Below are 14,874 nucleotides of genomic sequence, written 5' to 3'. Positions count from 1 at the left end.
CCGGACGGTTCACAACGATGAAGTCAATCGCCTGCAGAAAGGGACGTGGGCCTGCGCAGCAGCCACTGCCCGAACGTCCGGCGTGGGGGCCGCACTACGACACGGCCAAAGCTCTTCTTCCCCACCAGCTCCACTCGCAGAGTGATCGGCATATCCGCGTGAGGAGCCCGACGGAATTTGACCCTGCTGTGTTCCAGGCTCAGGGCATCCGCATCGACCACGATGCCCGGCCTTGTGACCAGCGTCAGGGTCTTACCGCGCATATCCATGTCGATCCGCAAGGTGTCCTGCGTGATCACGGCCTGAGTGAAGTCGAGCGTCACCTCGCACCACTCTGTGGCGAGCTCCAGCTTCCGCGGCACCACCCAGCGCCCCATACGTGTAACCGGACTGAACCTCTGGTCGATCCGGACTACGTCCTTGACCTCTGCTACGGCCGCGCCGACCGTGGCCGATACGGGCGGCAAGTCAGCGGTGAGCACGGTCAGTTCGCTCACAGTCCGCGCCGACAGGGCAGCCTCCAGGCGCTCGTCCAGCTCGACCGCAGTCAGCCGGCCGTCCCCCGCCGCGACACGCAGCACATCCACCACCCGGTCCCGGTCCGCGTGAGAGGCCCGCAGCTCGGGCGACGAGCCGTGGCCAGAGCGTTTCCCCGTGGGCGCGATATCTCCCGACATGCTTCCGTCCTGGTCCTGTCGAACGTCTCCGCGCGATGCAACCAGCGGCGCGCCTAGGGGACTAACGCTATATCGCGACATGGATCCGGCCAAGCCCCATCGAGGAGAGGCGATGGTCAGCACCGATTCACGGCATGCGGCATCCGTCACGCCGAGGCCCGGTCGCGACAACAACTGCACCCAGGGGGCCGGCTCATGCCGTTCCCCGGGGCCACTTCAGAGCGTCCGGAATGAACAGACCGCCACAAAACAGGGCCACCGCAGACCAACACGCATGCCGGGGCCGCTGAACAACGTCAGAGTCGATCCACGTCGACTACAGGCGCGGCCGAGGGGCACCGAGAGGGCCCCTAGATTTGACTCAGTCCAATCTGACGGGTAGCTTGGTGGATATCGGAACTCGGGCCGGCTTCTGAGCCGCCTCCCCAAGGAGTTCCCCGCGACACTCACTGCCGAGTGGGACCCATCACGGCCATGCGCCGAGCTTCAACATTGGAGAAAACCATGACGTGCCATGACTGCGCCCAGGAGGACCGCAGGGACACGACCGTTGTTGGCGTCTGCACGCGCTGTGGCCTGGCGTCATGCCAGGACCACGGACGCGTCTTCGGCGCCCCGGTCCACCACGCCAACGGTTTGGGGCACTCGATGGGCTCACTGAAGGCGCGGCGATTCCTCTGCAACGTCTGCCACACCGCAGAAAACACGCGCTGAACCGTCCAACCGCACATGGCCGCCCCGCCCGATGCGCCGAATACGGCAATCGTGCCTCCGTTCCGGGTTCCACTCGGGCCAAAGCGGTCCTGCCTCACCCGGCCCGGCGGCATCGGACCGGGTGAGGCGGACCCGCGTTCGGCCCGCCGGGCGGACCCGCACCGGGGCAGCCAAGAACGGTAACTGCCGCTGCGAACACTCCAGTTGGGCTTCAGTCCGACACAGAAGAGGTACGCCCCGGGGCGCCGCGAACGGGTACGGTTCCAGCGCCGTGATTTGACTCTGTCAAATCACGGCGCTAGCATGCCTGGATCGCCAACACTGCAGACCGGCAGACGCGCCACTTTTCAGCGGGCCTACGCAGACGCAGATTCCCCAGGAGCGGGCCGATACAGCCCTTTGATATCGCGGCCTCGCCGCACCGTTGGTCGGGTACCCGACACCGAAGGAGTTGATATCGACATGGACCAGCTTGTCGGAGACCTGCTCAAGCGCAAGGGACTGCGCAGCACGACGCAGCGCCGCGCCGTGTTGACGGCACTACAGGGACAGCCCCACTCGACCGCCGCCGACCTGGAGGCGCGGATCGGCGAAGGCACGGGAGGCGCTGCCGCAAACCTGTCCCGGCAGGGGCTTTACAACGTCCTGGAAGACCTCACCAACGCCCAGTTGGTCCGCTGCATCGAACCGGCCGGGTCGGCCGCTCGCTACGAACTGCGGGTCGGAGACAACCACCACCACCTGGTCTGCCGCACGTGTGGGCGCATCGAAGACGTGGACTGCGGCATCGGGGTGGCCCCCTGCCTCGACCCCGTCGAGGACAAGGGTTTCGCCATCGACGAAGCCGAGATCACCTGGTGGGGGTTGTGCCGCGGCTGCCAAAACACCGAGAAGAACGCCTGATTCCCCTTCGGAGGCGGATTGCCGCCATCCGTGCCCATGCAGCGGCGGACCGTACCCTGTTCTCTGTGGCTGGTGTGGCCGGTGCCGCGGTGGCGCCCGCACTTCCAAGGGCAACGTCGAGCGACAGAGCCACAGCTTTCTGTCCAGTCATCCCGGAATAAGTAGGGACCCAGACCCAAGCTGCACTCGTGGTAATCCCCGGAGTACGCCTCACCGCCTTTTTGAATTCGTCGGCGCGAATCACCCATCTATTTGCTCGCTAAAAGACGGCGTGACACCCCTCCCCCACTATGGCCGCCCGTGGGGTCATTGCCAGAATTGCTTGGCTCTGGGGACCGCCGTTGCGTTTGATGCGCACCACATCCTGATCACCTCGCCAGTGAGATCTACTTTCGAAACAGACCTCACCCAAGGGCCAAGCGGCATCCAAGCAAGCGGCATCCAAGGAAGTAATACGGCTCCAGCTGCGAGATCTGGAGTCTGCGGCGAGGATGGAGATGACATGGCCGCACGTTTCCCCTGTGCTCAGTACCTGGGGAAGGCGCTCTCTCTAAGGAGCAGAGACATGACGTCGCACACTGTCCCATCCAATGCTCGTCTCTCCGAGCGGGAAGCTGCCGTGGGATTCACGGCATCCCGGCACTTGTCAGATGCCCTGCAGGCAATACTTGTCGAGCTTGTCGAATTGCATCTGCAGGGCAAGCAGGCCCATTGGAACCTGGTTGGCCACAACTTTCGGGACCTGCACAAACAGCTCGACCACATCGTGGATGACGCCCGCGACGCAAGCGACACGGTTGCCGAGCGCATGAGGAGCCTCCACGCTGTTCCGGACGGACGCTCCGACACCGTCACTGCCACCACGACCCTGCCCAAGTTCCCCGATGGTGAGCTGAGCGTGGCAGCCGTGGTGGATCTCATCACAACGCGTTTGCACACGGCGACAGCGACCATGCGGCGCCTGCACGATGGTGTGGACGCAGAGGACCCATCCACGGCCGACATCCTCCACGCGATCATCGATACCCTCGAAGAGCACGCGTGGATGGTCAGCGCCGAGAACCGTAAGGTGTGAAGCAACCAGAGGTCCTACCAGGGGGATCCCCGCGAGTCGTACGGCTCGAAGGTGCCCTGCACGCTCGATGTACTCCAGGACGTCGGCGTGCACCGGGAGCGTGGGACGCGGAACGGCTATGACCTGGGCGGTCATGGGCGAGCCCTCCCCGGATCCGGTGGATGGGTGATCCTGCCGGAGCCCGGGAGGGCGTCGATACCCGCTTGGCGTCGATTACCCGCTTGGTAGAGCCGCGCGGCTCAGATCGTCGCCGTGTCGATCACGAAGCGATAGCGCACGTCCGAGGCAAGCACACGCTCGTACGCCTCGTTGATCCTGCTCGCCTCGATCAGCTCGATCTCGGCACCGAGGTGGTGCTCGGCACAGAAGTCGAGCATCTCCTGGGTCTCGGCGATGCCGCCGATCGCCGAACCGGCGAGGGTCTTGTTGCCGCCGATCAAGGAGAACAGGTTCAGGGCGATGGGCTCCTCAGGGGCGCCTACGTTCACCAGTGCGCCGCCCGTCTTCAGCAGGCTCAGGTACGCGCCGAAATCCAGGGGCGCCGACACCGTGGAGACGATGATGTCGAAGGCGCCGGCCAGGTTCTCGAAGGTGGCCGGGTCGCTGGTTGCGTAGTAGTGGTCGGCGCCCAACTTCAGGCCGTCGTCCTTCTTGCGCAGCGACTGGGAGAGGACCGTGACCTCGGCGCCGAGGGCATGCGCGATCTTGACGGCCATGTGCCCGAGGCCGCCCAGGCCGATCACGGCGACCTTCTTGCCGGGAGCCGCGCCCCAGTGCTTGAGCGGGGAGTATGTGGTGATGCCGGCGCAGAGGAGCGGGGCAGCCACGTCCAGAGACAGCCCGTCCGGGATACGGACGGTGAAGTTCTCGTCGACGACGACCTTCTGTGAGTAGCCGCCGTAAGTGGGCTCGCCGTCGCGGCCGATGGCGTTGTACGTGCCGACGTTGCCGCGCACGCAGTGCTGCTCCTGCCCGGCCTTGCAGTTCTCTCACTCGCGGCAGGAGTCGACCATGCAGCCGACGCCCACCCGGTCGCCGACCTTGAACTTCGTCACGCCGGAGCCGACCTCGGCGACGACACCGGCGATCTCGTGACCGGGCACCATCGGGAAGATGGCCTCGCCCCAGCCCTCGCGGGCCTGGTGAATGTCGGAGTGGCAGATACCGGCGAACTTGACGTCGATCAGAACGTCGAACTCGCCGACCGCACGGCGCTCAATCGTGGTGCGCTCCAGCGGTGCCTTGGCGCCGGGAGCGGCGTATGCAGCAACAGTCGTGGTCATGTTCTCCAGCGTGCCTCCTCACAGCCTGTTCACCCAGACCACCGCTTTGCGTACGTCCAGTGGTCCTACTACTGGCGGGGTCAGGCTCCCGGTCGTACGACCGGGAATACTTGGAGACATGAACGACACCCCCGCCGCGGACAACGGACAGGCAGCCCGCCCCGACAGCCTCGACCGCCGGGCCGAGCTCAGCGAATTCCTGCGCACCCGGCGGGCTCGGCTCAAGCCGGAAGACGTGGAAATTCCCTCGCACGGGCGGCACAGGCGGGTGCCGGGACTGCGGCGCGAGGAGCTGGCACAGCTGGCCGGGGTCTCGGTGGCCTACTACACACGCCTGGAGCAGGGCAACGGGCGCAATGTGTCGGCGGAGGTGCTCGACTCGATCGCGCGCGCCCTGCGCCTGACCGACGCCGAGCATGCGCACCTCACCCACCTCGCCGCGCCGAAGCACCAGCGCAGGAGAAGCGGGGCGCCCAGGCGGCAGCAGGTGCGGGTGGCGCTGCAGCAGCTGCTCGAGTCGATGGAGGGCGTGCCCGCGTACGTCAGCGGGGCGCGCTCGGAGATCCTTGCCTGGAACCGAATGGCGGCGGCGCTGTTCGGCGACTGGGGCAAGCTACCGCCCGCGGAGCGCAACTGGGCGCGGCTGACCTTCCTCTCGCCCGACTACCGCGAGCTGTTCCTGGACTGGGACTCCAAGGCGTCCGACATCGTCAGCTATCTGCGGCTGTACGCGGGCCAGCACCCGCAGGACCCGGACCTGTCGGCGCTCGTGGGCGAACTCTCCGTCAAGAGCGAGGAGTTCAGGCGGCTGTGGGCCACCCACGACGTGAAGGAGAAGGGCCACGGCGTGAAGCGGATGCGGCATCCGCTGGTCGGCGACCTCACCCTCGCGTACGAGACGATGCAGCTCCCGGACGACCACGAACAGTTCCTGTGCGTGTACCACGCGGAGCCGGGCACCGCGTCGGCGGAGTCTCTGCGCCTCCTCGCGAGCTGGGGCACGGACACGGTCCGGGCGGGCAGCCAGACACCACACCCCTGAAGCCCCGCCGCCGCCACCTGGGAGAACAGGCGTCGCCCTGGTCCTCGTCTCGTGCTCGCCCATGTCTTTGTCATGCTCCGATTCGGCGCACCGGGCCAGGGCGTGGGAAACACGGGCGCGAGCTCCGTCTCACCCGCCGCCCATGGGGGGCGTGCCTCCGAAGAGGGCGCTGTGTGCACGGTGTCCCACCGCGTCCCACAGGGTCCCATTCGGGACGGTGTACCCGCAGGCCAGGGCGTGAGATGTCCCAGCATCCCGGTATTTACCGGCTGACCCTGGCAGGTTCCTCGGCCGGACCACATTCTCGTATTGCTGCCCCGGAGGCATGGCACACGGCACCGCGAGCTGCTCCGGCACTCCGCATTCACCGCCCGCCGTGCCCGCCGGCAGTACGAACCACCACCCGAGCATCGACCGTGCCGGGTGTCGTCCATGATCCACAAGGGGGAAGAGATGCGACCGAACATGGTGACGAGGACCCTCGTCAGCCTCGCAGCAGTTGCCGGCCTGGCCGCCGGCGGCTTGGTGGGCGCGGGCTCGGCGTTTGCCCAGCCCGCGTCGAACTCGCCGACCGTCGCGGTGAGCACCAAGGATGTCGCGCCGCTCGCGGTGAACAACCTTGGCCTGAGCACCACGGAGGCCAGGTACGTCCAGTGCTGGCTCCAGGACTACCACGGCTACAACGGCGCTCTGGACGGGCTGCTGGGCTCGGACAGTTGGAAGGCGATGCAGCGCAGCCTCAAGGCCTACTGGGGCTACACGGGCGGCATCGACGGAATCGTGGGCAGCGGCACCATCAAGGGGCTGCAGCGCTCGATGAAGAAGCACCAGGGTTACAACGGCGGGATCGACGGCATCGCCGGACCGGCAACCAAGGCCGCGTTCAAGCGATTCGCCGCCGACTCCAAGCCTTACTGCTGAGCAAGCCTGGCGCAGTTCCGGCCGAGCGGCGCGTCCCGGAGGCGCGCCGCTCGGCGCACTGTCCTTGTCGGCAGCGCCGGAGGCCGTCCGCCCGCCTTCAACGGGGAAGACGGCATAGGGCGTGTCTTCAAAGTCCCGCCTGCCCGGCGACGCCCGGCACGCACGCTCGCCGCGTTGTCGGGATCACCCCAGTACGTCCCCATCCAGTACTGGGGAGACCCTCCGCCTTGCGATCGCGCTCGGCATCCGCAGGACAGTTCCCTGTGCCGAGACGGAGCGAGCGAAGCGAGTGCAGTGCACCGGCCGCCGCCGGGCCCGCCCCTCGGGCGGACGGCGCTACTGTGAAGACACGCCCTGAGGGCTGCCACGGCCAGCCACCTGAAGCGGAACTGGGAGGCTGACGCGACCGCGATTGCCTATCCACAGCTGGGTCAGGCTGCGTGTCCCGAGTCGGCGCATACTCGCATCCATGAACGGAAAATCGCAGCTCGGGGACTTCCTGCAGACGCGGCGCTCGCAGCTTCGCCCGGAGGACGTCGGTGTCCCCACCTACGGGGAGCGCCGGCGTGTGCCGGGGCTGCGGCGTGAGGAACTGGCGCTGCTGGCGGGGGTGAGCGCCTCCTACTACACGCGGCTGGAGCAGGGACACTCACTGAGCGCCTCCGCGGAGGTTCTGGATGCGATCGCCGGGGCTCTGCGGCTGGACGAGTCCGAGCGGCGGTACCTGCACGACCTGGCCCGGGTGGACAGGCAGCGCACCAGGGGCCGGCGGTCCGCGCCGGAACGGGTCTCGGAGGCGACCCGCCAGTTGCTGGACGTGCTGGCGGACGTTCCCGCGATCGTGCTCGGTCGTCGGAGTGATGTGCTGGCATGGAACCGCATGGGCCACGCGCTGTTCGCCGGGCACCTGGACCCCGGTGCCCCCGACCGGCCGGCGCAGCGTCCCAACATGGCCAAACTGGTGTTCCTCGACTGCCATACCCGCGACCTGTACACGGCCTGGCAGACCAAGGCCAGGGCTGTGGTCGGGAACCTGCGCCTGGTGGCGGCCCAGCAGCCGCACGATGCGGCTCTCCACGCGCTGCTGGGTGAACTGTCCGCCAAGAGCGCGGAGTTCGCATCCATGTGGGCCGACCATCGGGTCAAGGCCTGCACCGTCGCCGGCTACGAGATGCGGCACCCGCTGGTCGGCCCGCTCACCGTCATCCAGCAGACCCTGCACAACGGGCCGGGCCCCGACGTCGTGGTCGCCACCACGGAAGCGGACTCGGCCTCGCGGGCCGCGCTGGCCCTGCTCGCCCAGGCCACCGGCCGGGCCGCCCGGCAAGCCGGCTTCTCCCCCGGTCCGGCGCCGACGCGGTCCCACGTCGACAAGGGCTGACCCCGCACAACGTCACCGGGCGCGCGGCCGAAACGAGCCCGCGCCCGTCCCGCCCGGCACGGCCGGCCACTGCCGCACGCGGCGGCGGGCTGTGCCCTCCGAGAAGAACCCGTGTATCCCAAGCCATGCGTCGGTGTGTTGCTGCCGCATGCCCGAAAACAGAAAAGAAACCATGACCAAGAAGCTCACCGCGTCCGCTGTATCGGCGTCCGTGCTCGTCGCCGCCATTGCCGCGGTGCTCGGTACGACTCCGGCCTCGGCCGTCTCCGCGCCGCTGAACAGCACGCGGATCGCCGTGCACTTCGACCTGGCCAAGGGTCAGGCACCGGAGAACATCACCCTGGCACCGGGCGGCGCCGCGTACGTCACCTTCGCCGCAAGCCGCCAGGTCGCCGAAATCACTCCCCGGGGCACCACTCGGATCCTCGCCACCCTGCCCGAGCCCGCCGACCGAGGCATCCACACCCCGGCCATGGGCTTCCCGCTGACCGTCGGCATCGTCCGTGCCCACGACGGCACCCTGTACTTCCTCTACGCCACTGGCACCCCGGACCTCACCGGCGTGTGGCGCCTGCGCCCCGGCGGCGTACCGCAGCGGATCTCCGCGCTTCCGTCCAACGGGCTGCCCAACGGCCTCGCGCTGGACGCACGCACCAACACCCTTTACGCCACCGACTCCGTACTCGGCACCATCTGGAGCGTGCCCACCTCCGGTGGCGCCCCCACCGCCTGGTCCGCCGCCCCCCAACTCGCCTCCACCGGCTTCCTCGGCGCCAACGGCCTGAAGATCCACAACGGTGCGGTGTGGGCCACCAACCTCGACAAGGGCACCATCCTGCGCATCCCCATCCTCCGGGACGGCCGCGCCGGTGAGGTCAGCACCGAGGCCACCGGTCTGCCGGGTATAGACGACCTGGCCTTCACCGGCCGCGGCGACCAACTGCTGGCCGCCCTCAACGGCCCGAGCGAAGTCGCGCTGGTACAGCCCGACGGCAGCCACTCCATCGTACTGACCGCGTCCGACGGCCTGCAGAATCCCACGTCCATCGCCCTGCGCGGCGACACCGCCTACGTGCTGAGCGCCGCCTATGTCACTGCCAAGGATCCCAACCTGGTCGTCGCTCACCTCAACGACCAGCGCCGCGGGCACGGCACACAGACCCGAGGCTGGGCACACCACCCCTCCTCGCACCGAACTGACGGCCGGTAACCCCCGGCCGACCCCGTCGCCGCTCCAAGCCCCCCGAGAACCCGCACCGTACGGAGAAACCCCATGCAGGACATGAACGACATCACTTTGGGCGATGTCACCATCACCCGGATCGAGGAGATGCACGGCCCGATCATGCCCGCGGACCAGTTCTTCCCGGACCTGCCCGAACAGGCATGGCAGGACCACCGCGAGACGCTCGTGCCCGACCACCTGGGCGCCGACGACGCCATGGTCCATGTCGCCATGCAGACCTGGCTGCTGCGCAGCGGCGGCAGGACCATCCTGGTCGACACCGGCGTCGGCAACGACAAGCCCCGCCCGGCCGTCGCCGCATGGGACGGTCTGCGGCTGGACTACCTCGGCAACCTCGCCCGCGCCGGTGTACGGCCCGAGGACGTCGACCTGGTGGTCAACACCCACCTGCACGTCGACCACGTCGGCTGGAACACCCGGCTGGTCGACGGCGTCTGGGTGCCCACGTTTCCGAACGCCACCTACCTGATGCCCAAGGCCGACTTCGAGTTCTGGAACCCGGCGAACAACTCGGACATCACCGGCGGCGTCAACGAGAACGTCTTCGAGGACAGCGTCGCCCCCGTGCACGCAGCTGGCCAGGTCCAGCTGTGGGAGACAAGCCACACCATCGACGCGCACCTGCGACTGGAAGCGGCCCCCGGCCACACTCCCGGATCCAGCGTCGTCAAGCTGGAGTCCGGCAGCGACCGCGCTCTGCTCGCCGGTGACCTGATGCACACCCCGCTACAGGTCACCCACCCGGACCACAGCAGCTGCTTTTGCCAGGACCCCGCACAGGCACGCACCACCCGCCGCGAACTCCTCGGCTGGGCCGCCGACATGAGCGCCCTCGTCCTGCCCGCCCACTTCAGCGGCCACAGCGCTCTGGAGGTCGTCATGGACACGGACAGCGGCTTCGCGATCAAGAAGTGGGGGCCGTTCGCCCGGTACTGACCCCAGGTCCCCCGCCGCTCCGGACCGCACACCGGTCCGGAGCGGCGGCCCAACCCGTGCAACCAACAGCAAGGAGAGGCGAGATGGCGCCCCGCGGTCTCACCACCATCACCACCACCACCTCCGGCCCGATCCGCGGCCGCCGCCACGAACACGGCACGGTCTTTCTCGGCGTGCCGTACGCCGCCCCGCCCGTGGGTCACCGACGTTTCACCGCGCCCATGCCCCACCCCGGCTGGAGCGAGGTCCGTGACGCGACACAGCCTGGACCGACCGCGCCCCAACCCGTCCGGGACGCCTTCGGCACCCTCGACATGTCGCCCTACTTCGGCCCTGGCTGGCAGCGCGGTGACGACTACCTCACCCTGAACGTCTGGGCTCCACCACCGGGCGGACCGGCGCGAGCTGTCATGGTGTTCGTGCACGGTGGAGGTTTCGTCGCCGGCTCCAACCGCGTGCCGCTCTACGACGGGATGAGCTTCGCGCGCGACGGCGTTGTCCTGGTCACCGTCAACTACCGTCTGGGCATCCCCGGTTTCCTTCATCTGCCGGACGCGCCGGACAACCGCGGTTTTCTCGATGTCCTCGCCGCTCTGCGCTGGGTCCAGGACAACATCGCCCGCTTCGGCGGCGACCCCGGCAATGTCACCCTCTTCGGCCAGTCGGCCGGAGCCATCATCGTCGGCGGCATCCTCGCCGATCCCGCCTCGTCCGGCCTCCTGCGCCGGGTGATCATCCAAAGCGGCACCGGCACCGGCGCGTTCACACCGGAGCAGGCCGGCATCGTCACCACAGAGGTCGGACGGAAGCTGGATATCGAGCCCACCGCCAAGGCCCTGGCTGGCCTGCCCGAAGAGCGTCTGGTTGCCGTCCTGCCCCGCCTGGCCGGCCTGGACCTGCGCACCCCCACCCACCACGACCCCCTGGGCGGCATCACCTCCTTCAGCCTCGTTGGCGAGCGGCAGCCCGCCGCCATCGTCGCCGCCGCTCGGGACAGCGCCATCGACCTGCTGATCGGCTCCAACCTCGACGAGGGCAGCCTGTACCTGGCCCCCCTGGGTATCCTCGCCGACAGCACCGAGACCGATGTCCGGGAGACCGCGGCACGGTTCCACTCCGACCCCGACGACGCTGTCCGTGCCTACCGGGCACAGCACCCCTTCGCCACCGCCGCCGGACTACGCACCATCATCCTCGGCGACGGGCTGTTCAAGGCGGGCACCCAGCAGATGGCTGCCGCACACGCGAGCGCCACGCCTGGACGGACGTACTGCTACGAATTCGCCTGGCGCTCCGACGCGATCGACGGACAACTCGGTGCCAGCCATGTGATGGAACTGCCCTTCGTCTTCGACCACCTGTCGCTGCCCTCGCTGCGAGGTCCGCGAAGGCTGCTCGGCAGCGCGGAACCGCCTGCCGGGCTGGCCACCCGGATCCACCGTGCGTGGATCACGTTCGCCGAGACCGGCAACCCCGGCTGGCGTATCCACCAACCGGCCGGGGGATACATCGAGCACTTGCGCGCCACCTGACAAACGCTCTCGTTCGATGCCACCACCATGCGGACGGGTCCGGCCGGCGCCGCGCACGGCCGGAGCAGGTCAGGGGCGGCGGGCTGCCCACGTGGTGCGGGTGGTGCGGACGGTGAGGTCCTCGCGGCGCGGGATGCCGTCGGGGCCGTCGCTGTCGAGGACGGTGTCGAGCAGGGCCAGGTCGGCTTCGGGCAGCCGGCCGTCCGCGTGGGAGCGCAGCTTGCGCAGGGATATCTGCGCGTAGCGGCCGGCGGCGCCCGGCAGCGGGGCGCGCAGATCGATGACGAAGGGCCGCTTCGCTTCCAGGATGAAGCCGGCCCGGGTCAGGTTGTCGGTCCAGTCGACGGCCGGGCCCTCGTTCAGAGCGGCGTGCAGGCGGGCCTCAACGCCCCCCAGGCGGATGTCGTCGGACAGGAAGCGGGGGAAGAAGTCCATCTCGGTGACCGCCATGAGCCCACCCGGTCGTAGCGCGTCGAAGGCCCGGACCAAGAACTGGTCCGGGTCGGACATGTGGTGCAGGGAGGAGGCCGCCCACAGCAGATCGGCCGGAGCGAGGTCGGGCCACGCCGTATCCAGGTCCGCCTGAACGGTGCTGAGACGGTCGGCCAGGCCGAGCGCGTGGGCCTTCTTCGACAGATGGTGCAGCATCTGCGGGGACAGGTCCAGCGCGGTCGTCTCGGCCTGCGGGAAGGCCTCCAGCAGGGCGAGGGTACCGGTCCCCGTTCCACTGCCCAGGTCGAGAACGTGGCCGGGAGCCGGGTCGGTGAGCTTGCCCAGCCAGGAGGTCAGCTCGGCGCGATAGGTGTGCAGAACCTCGGCGTCGAGATCCAGGAGCTCCGCCATGGCGATAGTGTCGGCCCCGTCCCGCTCATGGTCCTGGTGGGTGCTGTGGATGTCCTTGGCGTTCATGTTTCGACGTTAGCGCCTGCCTGCTCATATGGCATACAGTCTTGCCTATGGCGCAAGAAAGTGATCTGGACGGCACCATCCGCCTCCGCATCAGGAGCCTGAGGAAGGCCCGCGGGTGGTCCCTCGACAACCTGGCCGAGCGTGCGTTCCTCAGCCCCTCCACGTTGAGCCGCATCGAGACCGGCCACCGGCGCATCAGCCTGGATCAGCTGACCTCACTGGCCCGCGCCCTGGGCACATCCCTGGATCAGCTGGTGGAGTCCGTCGACGACGATGTCGCGATCCGGCCGCACCGCGATGAGCAGCGCGGGATGACCACGTGGCTGCTGAGCCGCGAGTCCGGGCCGTCCGGGATCACCGTCGCCAAGATGCGCATCACCGACGAAGCGCTCGGGGGCGGCGACGACCAGCTCGGGGTCCACCCCGGCAAGGACTGGTTCACCGTCCTGTCGGGCACCGTCACACTCCTGCTCGGCGAGCGCACCAACCACGTCGAAACCGGCCAGGCAGCACAGTTCTCCACGATGATCCCCCACGCCATCAAGGCGCACGGCGGCCCGGCGGAACTCCTGTGCATCCTCGACCGGGACGGACAGTTCACCCGCCTCCGCCCCCCGGTCTGACCCCCACCGAGGTCTCGGGGCAACAGGATGCACCCAGCTCACGGAGCGTCCGGCTGGGCATCTCCGACAACTGAATTCCTCATCGCCGAGCTACAGACACGCTTCGACCCTGGGCCGGCGTCTCCCCCATCCACTACCGGTGCACACCCACACCACGAACCCGACCACGCCACGCTCATGGTGTGGGTGTTGTCAGCCCTCAGCAGGTGTGACACGAGGGTGCGTGTCCATTCGGGAGTGAGGGCCCGGTCGGTGAAGACGGCCCGGGAGGAGAGCGGGGCAAGCAGGGCGTCCCGTGGTGCGTTCGACGGTCGGGGTCCGATTGCCCCGGGCCTGTTCCCGTTCGAGTATGGCTTCGAGCTGTTGTTGACGGTCTCCGCTGCATGCGCCGGCGCCTTGCCCTCCGGCGATACCGATGGCACGCGCACCGGGTTGAGAACTGCCCCCGAGGCCTACGCGCTGGCGATCGTGGTGATCACTGCCGCCGCCCTCGCCCGAAACACATCTTCAGCCTACTCATCGATACAGAGTTCTATAATTCGGAACAAGGAGACACCGTGGCTATTGCAAGCAGGACCAGGAAGAATCTTGAGGTTCGGCGATCGGACCGCACGACGATCCGGTACACGGCCAGCGGTCCGGTTGGAGGGCCGACCCTGGCCCTCATCCACGGCTGGGCGTGCGATCGCAGCGACTTCGACGCGGTGACCGACCATCTGCCCGAGAACTACCGCGTCCTGGCCATCGACCTCGCCGAGCATGGCGAATCGCGGTCGACGCGGGACGTCTGGACCATGGAAGAGTTCGCTCGCGACGTGGCGGCGGTACTGGAAGCCGAGTCGGTGGACACGTGCGTCGTGGCCGGGCATTCCCTCGGCGGTGCGGTCGCCGTCGAAGTCGGCCGGCTGCTCCCTGACACGGTCTCGCATGTGGTCGCACTTGAGGCGCTGCACCATCTGTTCCTGTTCCCGGCGCTGAGCGAGGAACAGACCGGCGCGGCGCTGCACACGTTCGGTGAGGACTTCGCCGGAGGGGTGCGGGGCCTCGTGGAAGCAGGTTCCCTGGCAGGGACCGACACAGCTCTCAAGGATTCGTACTTCGAGAAGATGGTCGCTGTACGGCAGCCCGCGGGTCTGCGTTCCATGGAGGGCCTGGTGCACTGGGACATGGACGCAGCGCTGCGCGAGACGAAGCAGCCGATCACCGTGTTCGCGGTACGTGAGCTGGTGACGCAAGAAGCGATCGACCGCTACGGGGACCGCTTCGACATCGTGCTCGTCGACCTGGGCAGCCACCACTTCCCGGTGGAGGCACCCGAAGGCACGGCGAAGCTGCTGGCCGACGTGGGAACCGAGTAGGGACGAGCCTGGTTCGGTTCCCTCTTCCAGCACCGGAATCACCGACCCGGACCGACCCGATCGGAAGCGCCACCTGCCCTCTGACATGGCGGGTGCCGAGTGAATCCCGGCCGGGTGAGACTCCCGGGCCCCGGACCGGCGAGAGGTGTGCGGTCGTGGGCACGGGAGTCACACGGGAGCCGAAGTCCTAGCGGACGTGGACGAAGACGGGGTTCGAGTAGAACCACAGGTCGTCCCAGGGGCTCTCCAGTCCGTCCGCGAGCGGCTCGGCCTC

General features: G+C 68.2%; 12 protein-coding genes and 1 pseudogene. 10 read left to right on the top strand and 3 right to left on the bottom strand.

Annotated elements, in window-relative coordinates; genetic code table 11:
- Positions 1-23: 23 nt before the first annotated feature.
- Positions 24-677, bottom strand: coding sequence for a DUF1707 domain-containing protein (locus ACIRQP_RS35315; RefSeq protein ID WP_403897854.1), 654 nt, complete (start codon positions 675-677; stop codon positions 24-26).
- Between the two features lie 1,176 nt (positions 678-1,853).
- On the opposite strand from ACIRQP_RS35315, the gene ACIRQP_RS35310 reads away from it, so the two are divergent.
- A complete protein-coding gene (locus ACIRQP_RS35310) occupies positions 1,854-2,294 on the top strand; it encodes a Fur family transcriptional regulator (protein WP_403897851.1) in 441 nt (146 codons plus the stop codon).
- A 565-nt stretch (positions 2,295-2,859) separates the two neighbouring features.
- Complete coding sequence (locus ACIRQP_RS35305; protein WP_403897849.1) at positions 2,860-3,369, top strand: Dps family protein; 510 nt, start codon at positions 2,860-2,862, stop codon at positions 3,367-3,369.
- 239 nt (positions 3,370-3,608) lie between these two features.
- Here ACIRQP_RS35305 and ACIRQP_RS35300 read toward each other — a convergent pair.
- Positions 3,609-4,652, bottom strand: a pseudogene (locus tag ACIRQP_RS35300) (NAD(P)-dependent alcohol dehydrogenase).
- Between the two features lie 118 nt (positions 4,653-4,770).
- On the opposite strand from ACIRQP_RS35300, the gene ACIRQP_RS35295 reads away from it, so the two are divergent.
- From ACIRQP_RS35295 to ACIRQP_RS35270, 6 genes are all read left to right on the top strand, one after another.
- Positions 4,771-5,694 carry a helix-turn-helix domain-containing protein gene (locus ACIRQP_RS35295; protein WP_403897847.1) on the top strand — a complete coding sequence of 308 codons (924 nt, stop codon included), beginning with the start codon at positions 4,771-4,773 and terminating at the stop codon, positions 5,692-5,694.
- 453 nt (positions 5,695-6,147) lie between these two features.
- Entirely contained in the window at positions 6,148-6,615 is a 468-nt protein-coding gene (locus ACIRQP_RS35290) for a peptidoglycan-binding domain-containing protein (RefSeq protein ID WP_403897844.1), read from the top strand.
- 469 nt (positions 6,616-7,084) lie between these two features.
- The gene (locus ACIRQP_RS35285) at positions 7,085-7,996 is read left to right on the top strand and encodes a helix-turn-helix domain-containing protein (protein WP_403897841.1); all 912 of its coding nucleotides are present in this window, start codon (positions 7,085-7,087) and stop codon (positions 7,994-7,996) included.
- Positions 7,997-8,168: 172 nt separating this feature from the next.
- Positions 8,169-9,206 carry a hypothetical protein gene (locus ACIRQP_RS35280; protein ID WP_403897838.1) on the top strand — a complete coding sequence of 346 codons (1,038 nt, stop codon included), beginning with the start codon at positions 8,169-8,171 and terminating at the stop codon, positions 9,204-9,206.
- Positions 9,207-9,278: 72 nt separating this feature from the next.
- A complete protein-coding gene (locus ACIRQP_RS35275; protein WP_403898000.1) occupies positions 9,279-10,178 on the top strand; it encodes an MBL fold metallo-hydrolase in 900 nt (299 codons plus the stop codon).
- Between the two features lie 83 nt (positions 10,179-10,261).
- The gene (locus ACIRQP_RS35270; RefSeq protein ID WP_403897835.1) at positions 10,262-11,710 is read left to right on the top strand and encodes a carboxylesterase/lipase family protein; all 1,449 of its coding nucleotides are present in this window, start codon (positions 10,262-10,264) and stop codon (positions 11,708-11,710) included.
- 69 nt (positions 11,711-11,779) lie between these two features.
- On the opposite strand, the gene ACIRQP_RS35265 is transcribed toward ACIRQP_RS35270, so the two are convergent.
- Positions 11,780-12,619 (bottom strand): class I SAM-dependent methyltransferase, encoded by an 840-nt coding sequence (locus tag ACIRQP_RS35265; RefSeq protein ID WP_403897832.1) that lies wholly within the window; start codon positions 12,617-12,619, stop codon positions 11,780-11,782.
- Positions 12,620-12,666: 47 nt separating this feature from the next.
- On the opposite strand from ACIRQP_RS35265, the gene ACIRQP_RS35260 reads away from it, so the two are divergent.
- Positions 12,667-13,242: a helix-turn-helix domain-containing protein gene (locus ACIRQP_RS35260; protein WP_403897829.1), complete on the top strand. Its 576-nt coding sequence runs from the start codon at positions 12,667-12,669 to the stop codon at positions 13,240-13,242.
- A gap of 557 nt (positions 13,243-13,799) precedes the next feature.
- On the top strand, positions 13,800-14,600 hold the full coding sequence (locus tag ACIRQP_RS35255) for an alpha/beta fold hydrolase (RefSeq protein ID WP_403897827.1): 801 nt from the start codon (positions 13,800-13,802) through the stop codon (positions 14,598-14,600).
- Positions 14,601-14,874: the final 274 nt, after the last annotated feature.

The organism is Streptomyces sp. NPDC102274, from assembly GCF_044766385.1.
In the GTDB taxonomy this organism is placed as follows: domain Bacteria; phylum Actinomycetota; class Actinomycetes; order Streptomycetales; family Streptomycetaceae; genus Streptomyces.
This window is presented reverse-complemented; position numbering and strand designations above follow the sequence as displayed.

Excerpts from the sequence above, each read along its gene's own strand:
- ACIRQP_RS35315 (WP_403897854.1), bottom strand. The coding sequence starts at position 677 with ATGTCGGGAGATATCGCGCCCACGGGGAAACGCTCTGGCCACGGCTCG.
- ACIRQP_RS35310 (WP_403897851.1), top strand. The coding sequence starts at position 1,854 with ATGGACCAGCTTGTCGGAGACCTGCTCAAGCGCAAGGGACTGCGCAGC.
- ACIRQP_RS35305 (WP_403897849.1), top strand. The coding sequence starts at position 2,860 with ATGACGTCGCACACTGTCCCATCCAATGCTCGTCTCTCCGAGCGGGAA.
- ACIRQP_RS35295 (WP_403897847.1), top strand. The coding sequence starts at position 4,771 with ATGAACGACACCCCCGCCGCGGACAACGGACAGGCAGCCCGCCCCGAC.
- ACIRQP_RS35290 (WP_403897844.1), top strand. The coding sequence starts at position 6,148 with ATGCGACCGAACATGGTGACGAGGACCCTCGTCAGCCTCGCAGCAGTT.
- ACIRQP_RS35285 (WP_403897841.1), top strand. The coding sequence starts at position 7,085 with ATGAACGGAAAATCGCAGCTCGGGGACTTCCTGCAGACGCGGCGCTCG.
- ACIRQP_RS35280 (WP_403897838.1), top strand. The coding sequence starts at position 8,169 with ATGACCAAGAAGCTCACCGCGTCCGCTGTATCGGCGTCCGTGCTCGTC.
- ACIRQP_RS35275 (WP_403898000.1), top strand. The coding sequence starts at position 9,279 with ATGAACGACATCACTTTGGGCGATGTCACCATCACCCGGATCGAGGAG.
- ACIRQP_RS35270 (WP_403897835.1), top strand. The coding sequence starts at position 10,262 with ATGGCGCCCCGCGGTCTCACCACCATCACCACCACCACCTCCGGCCCG.
- ACIRQP_RS35265 (WP_403897832.1), bottom strand. The coding sequence starts at position 12,619 with ATGAACGCCAAGGACATCCACAGCACCCACCAGGACCATGAGCGGGAC.
- ACIRQP_RS35260 (WP_403897829.1), top strand. The coding sequence starts at position 12,667 with ATGGCGCAAGAAAGTGATCTGGACGGCACCATCCGCCTCCGCATCAGG.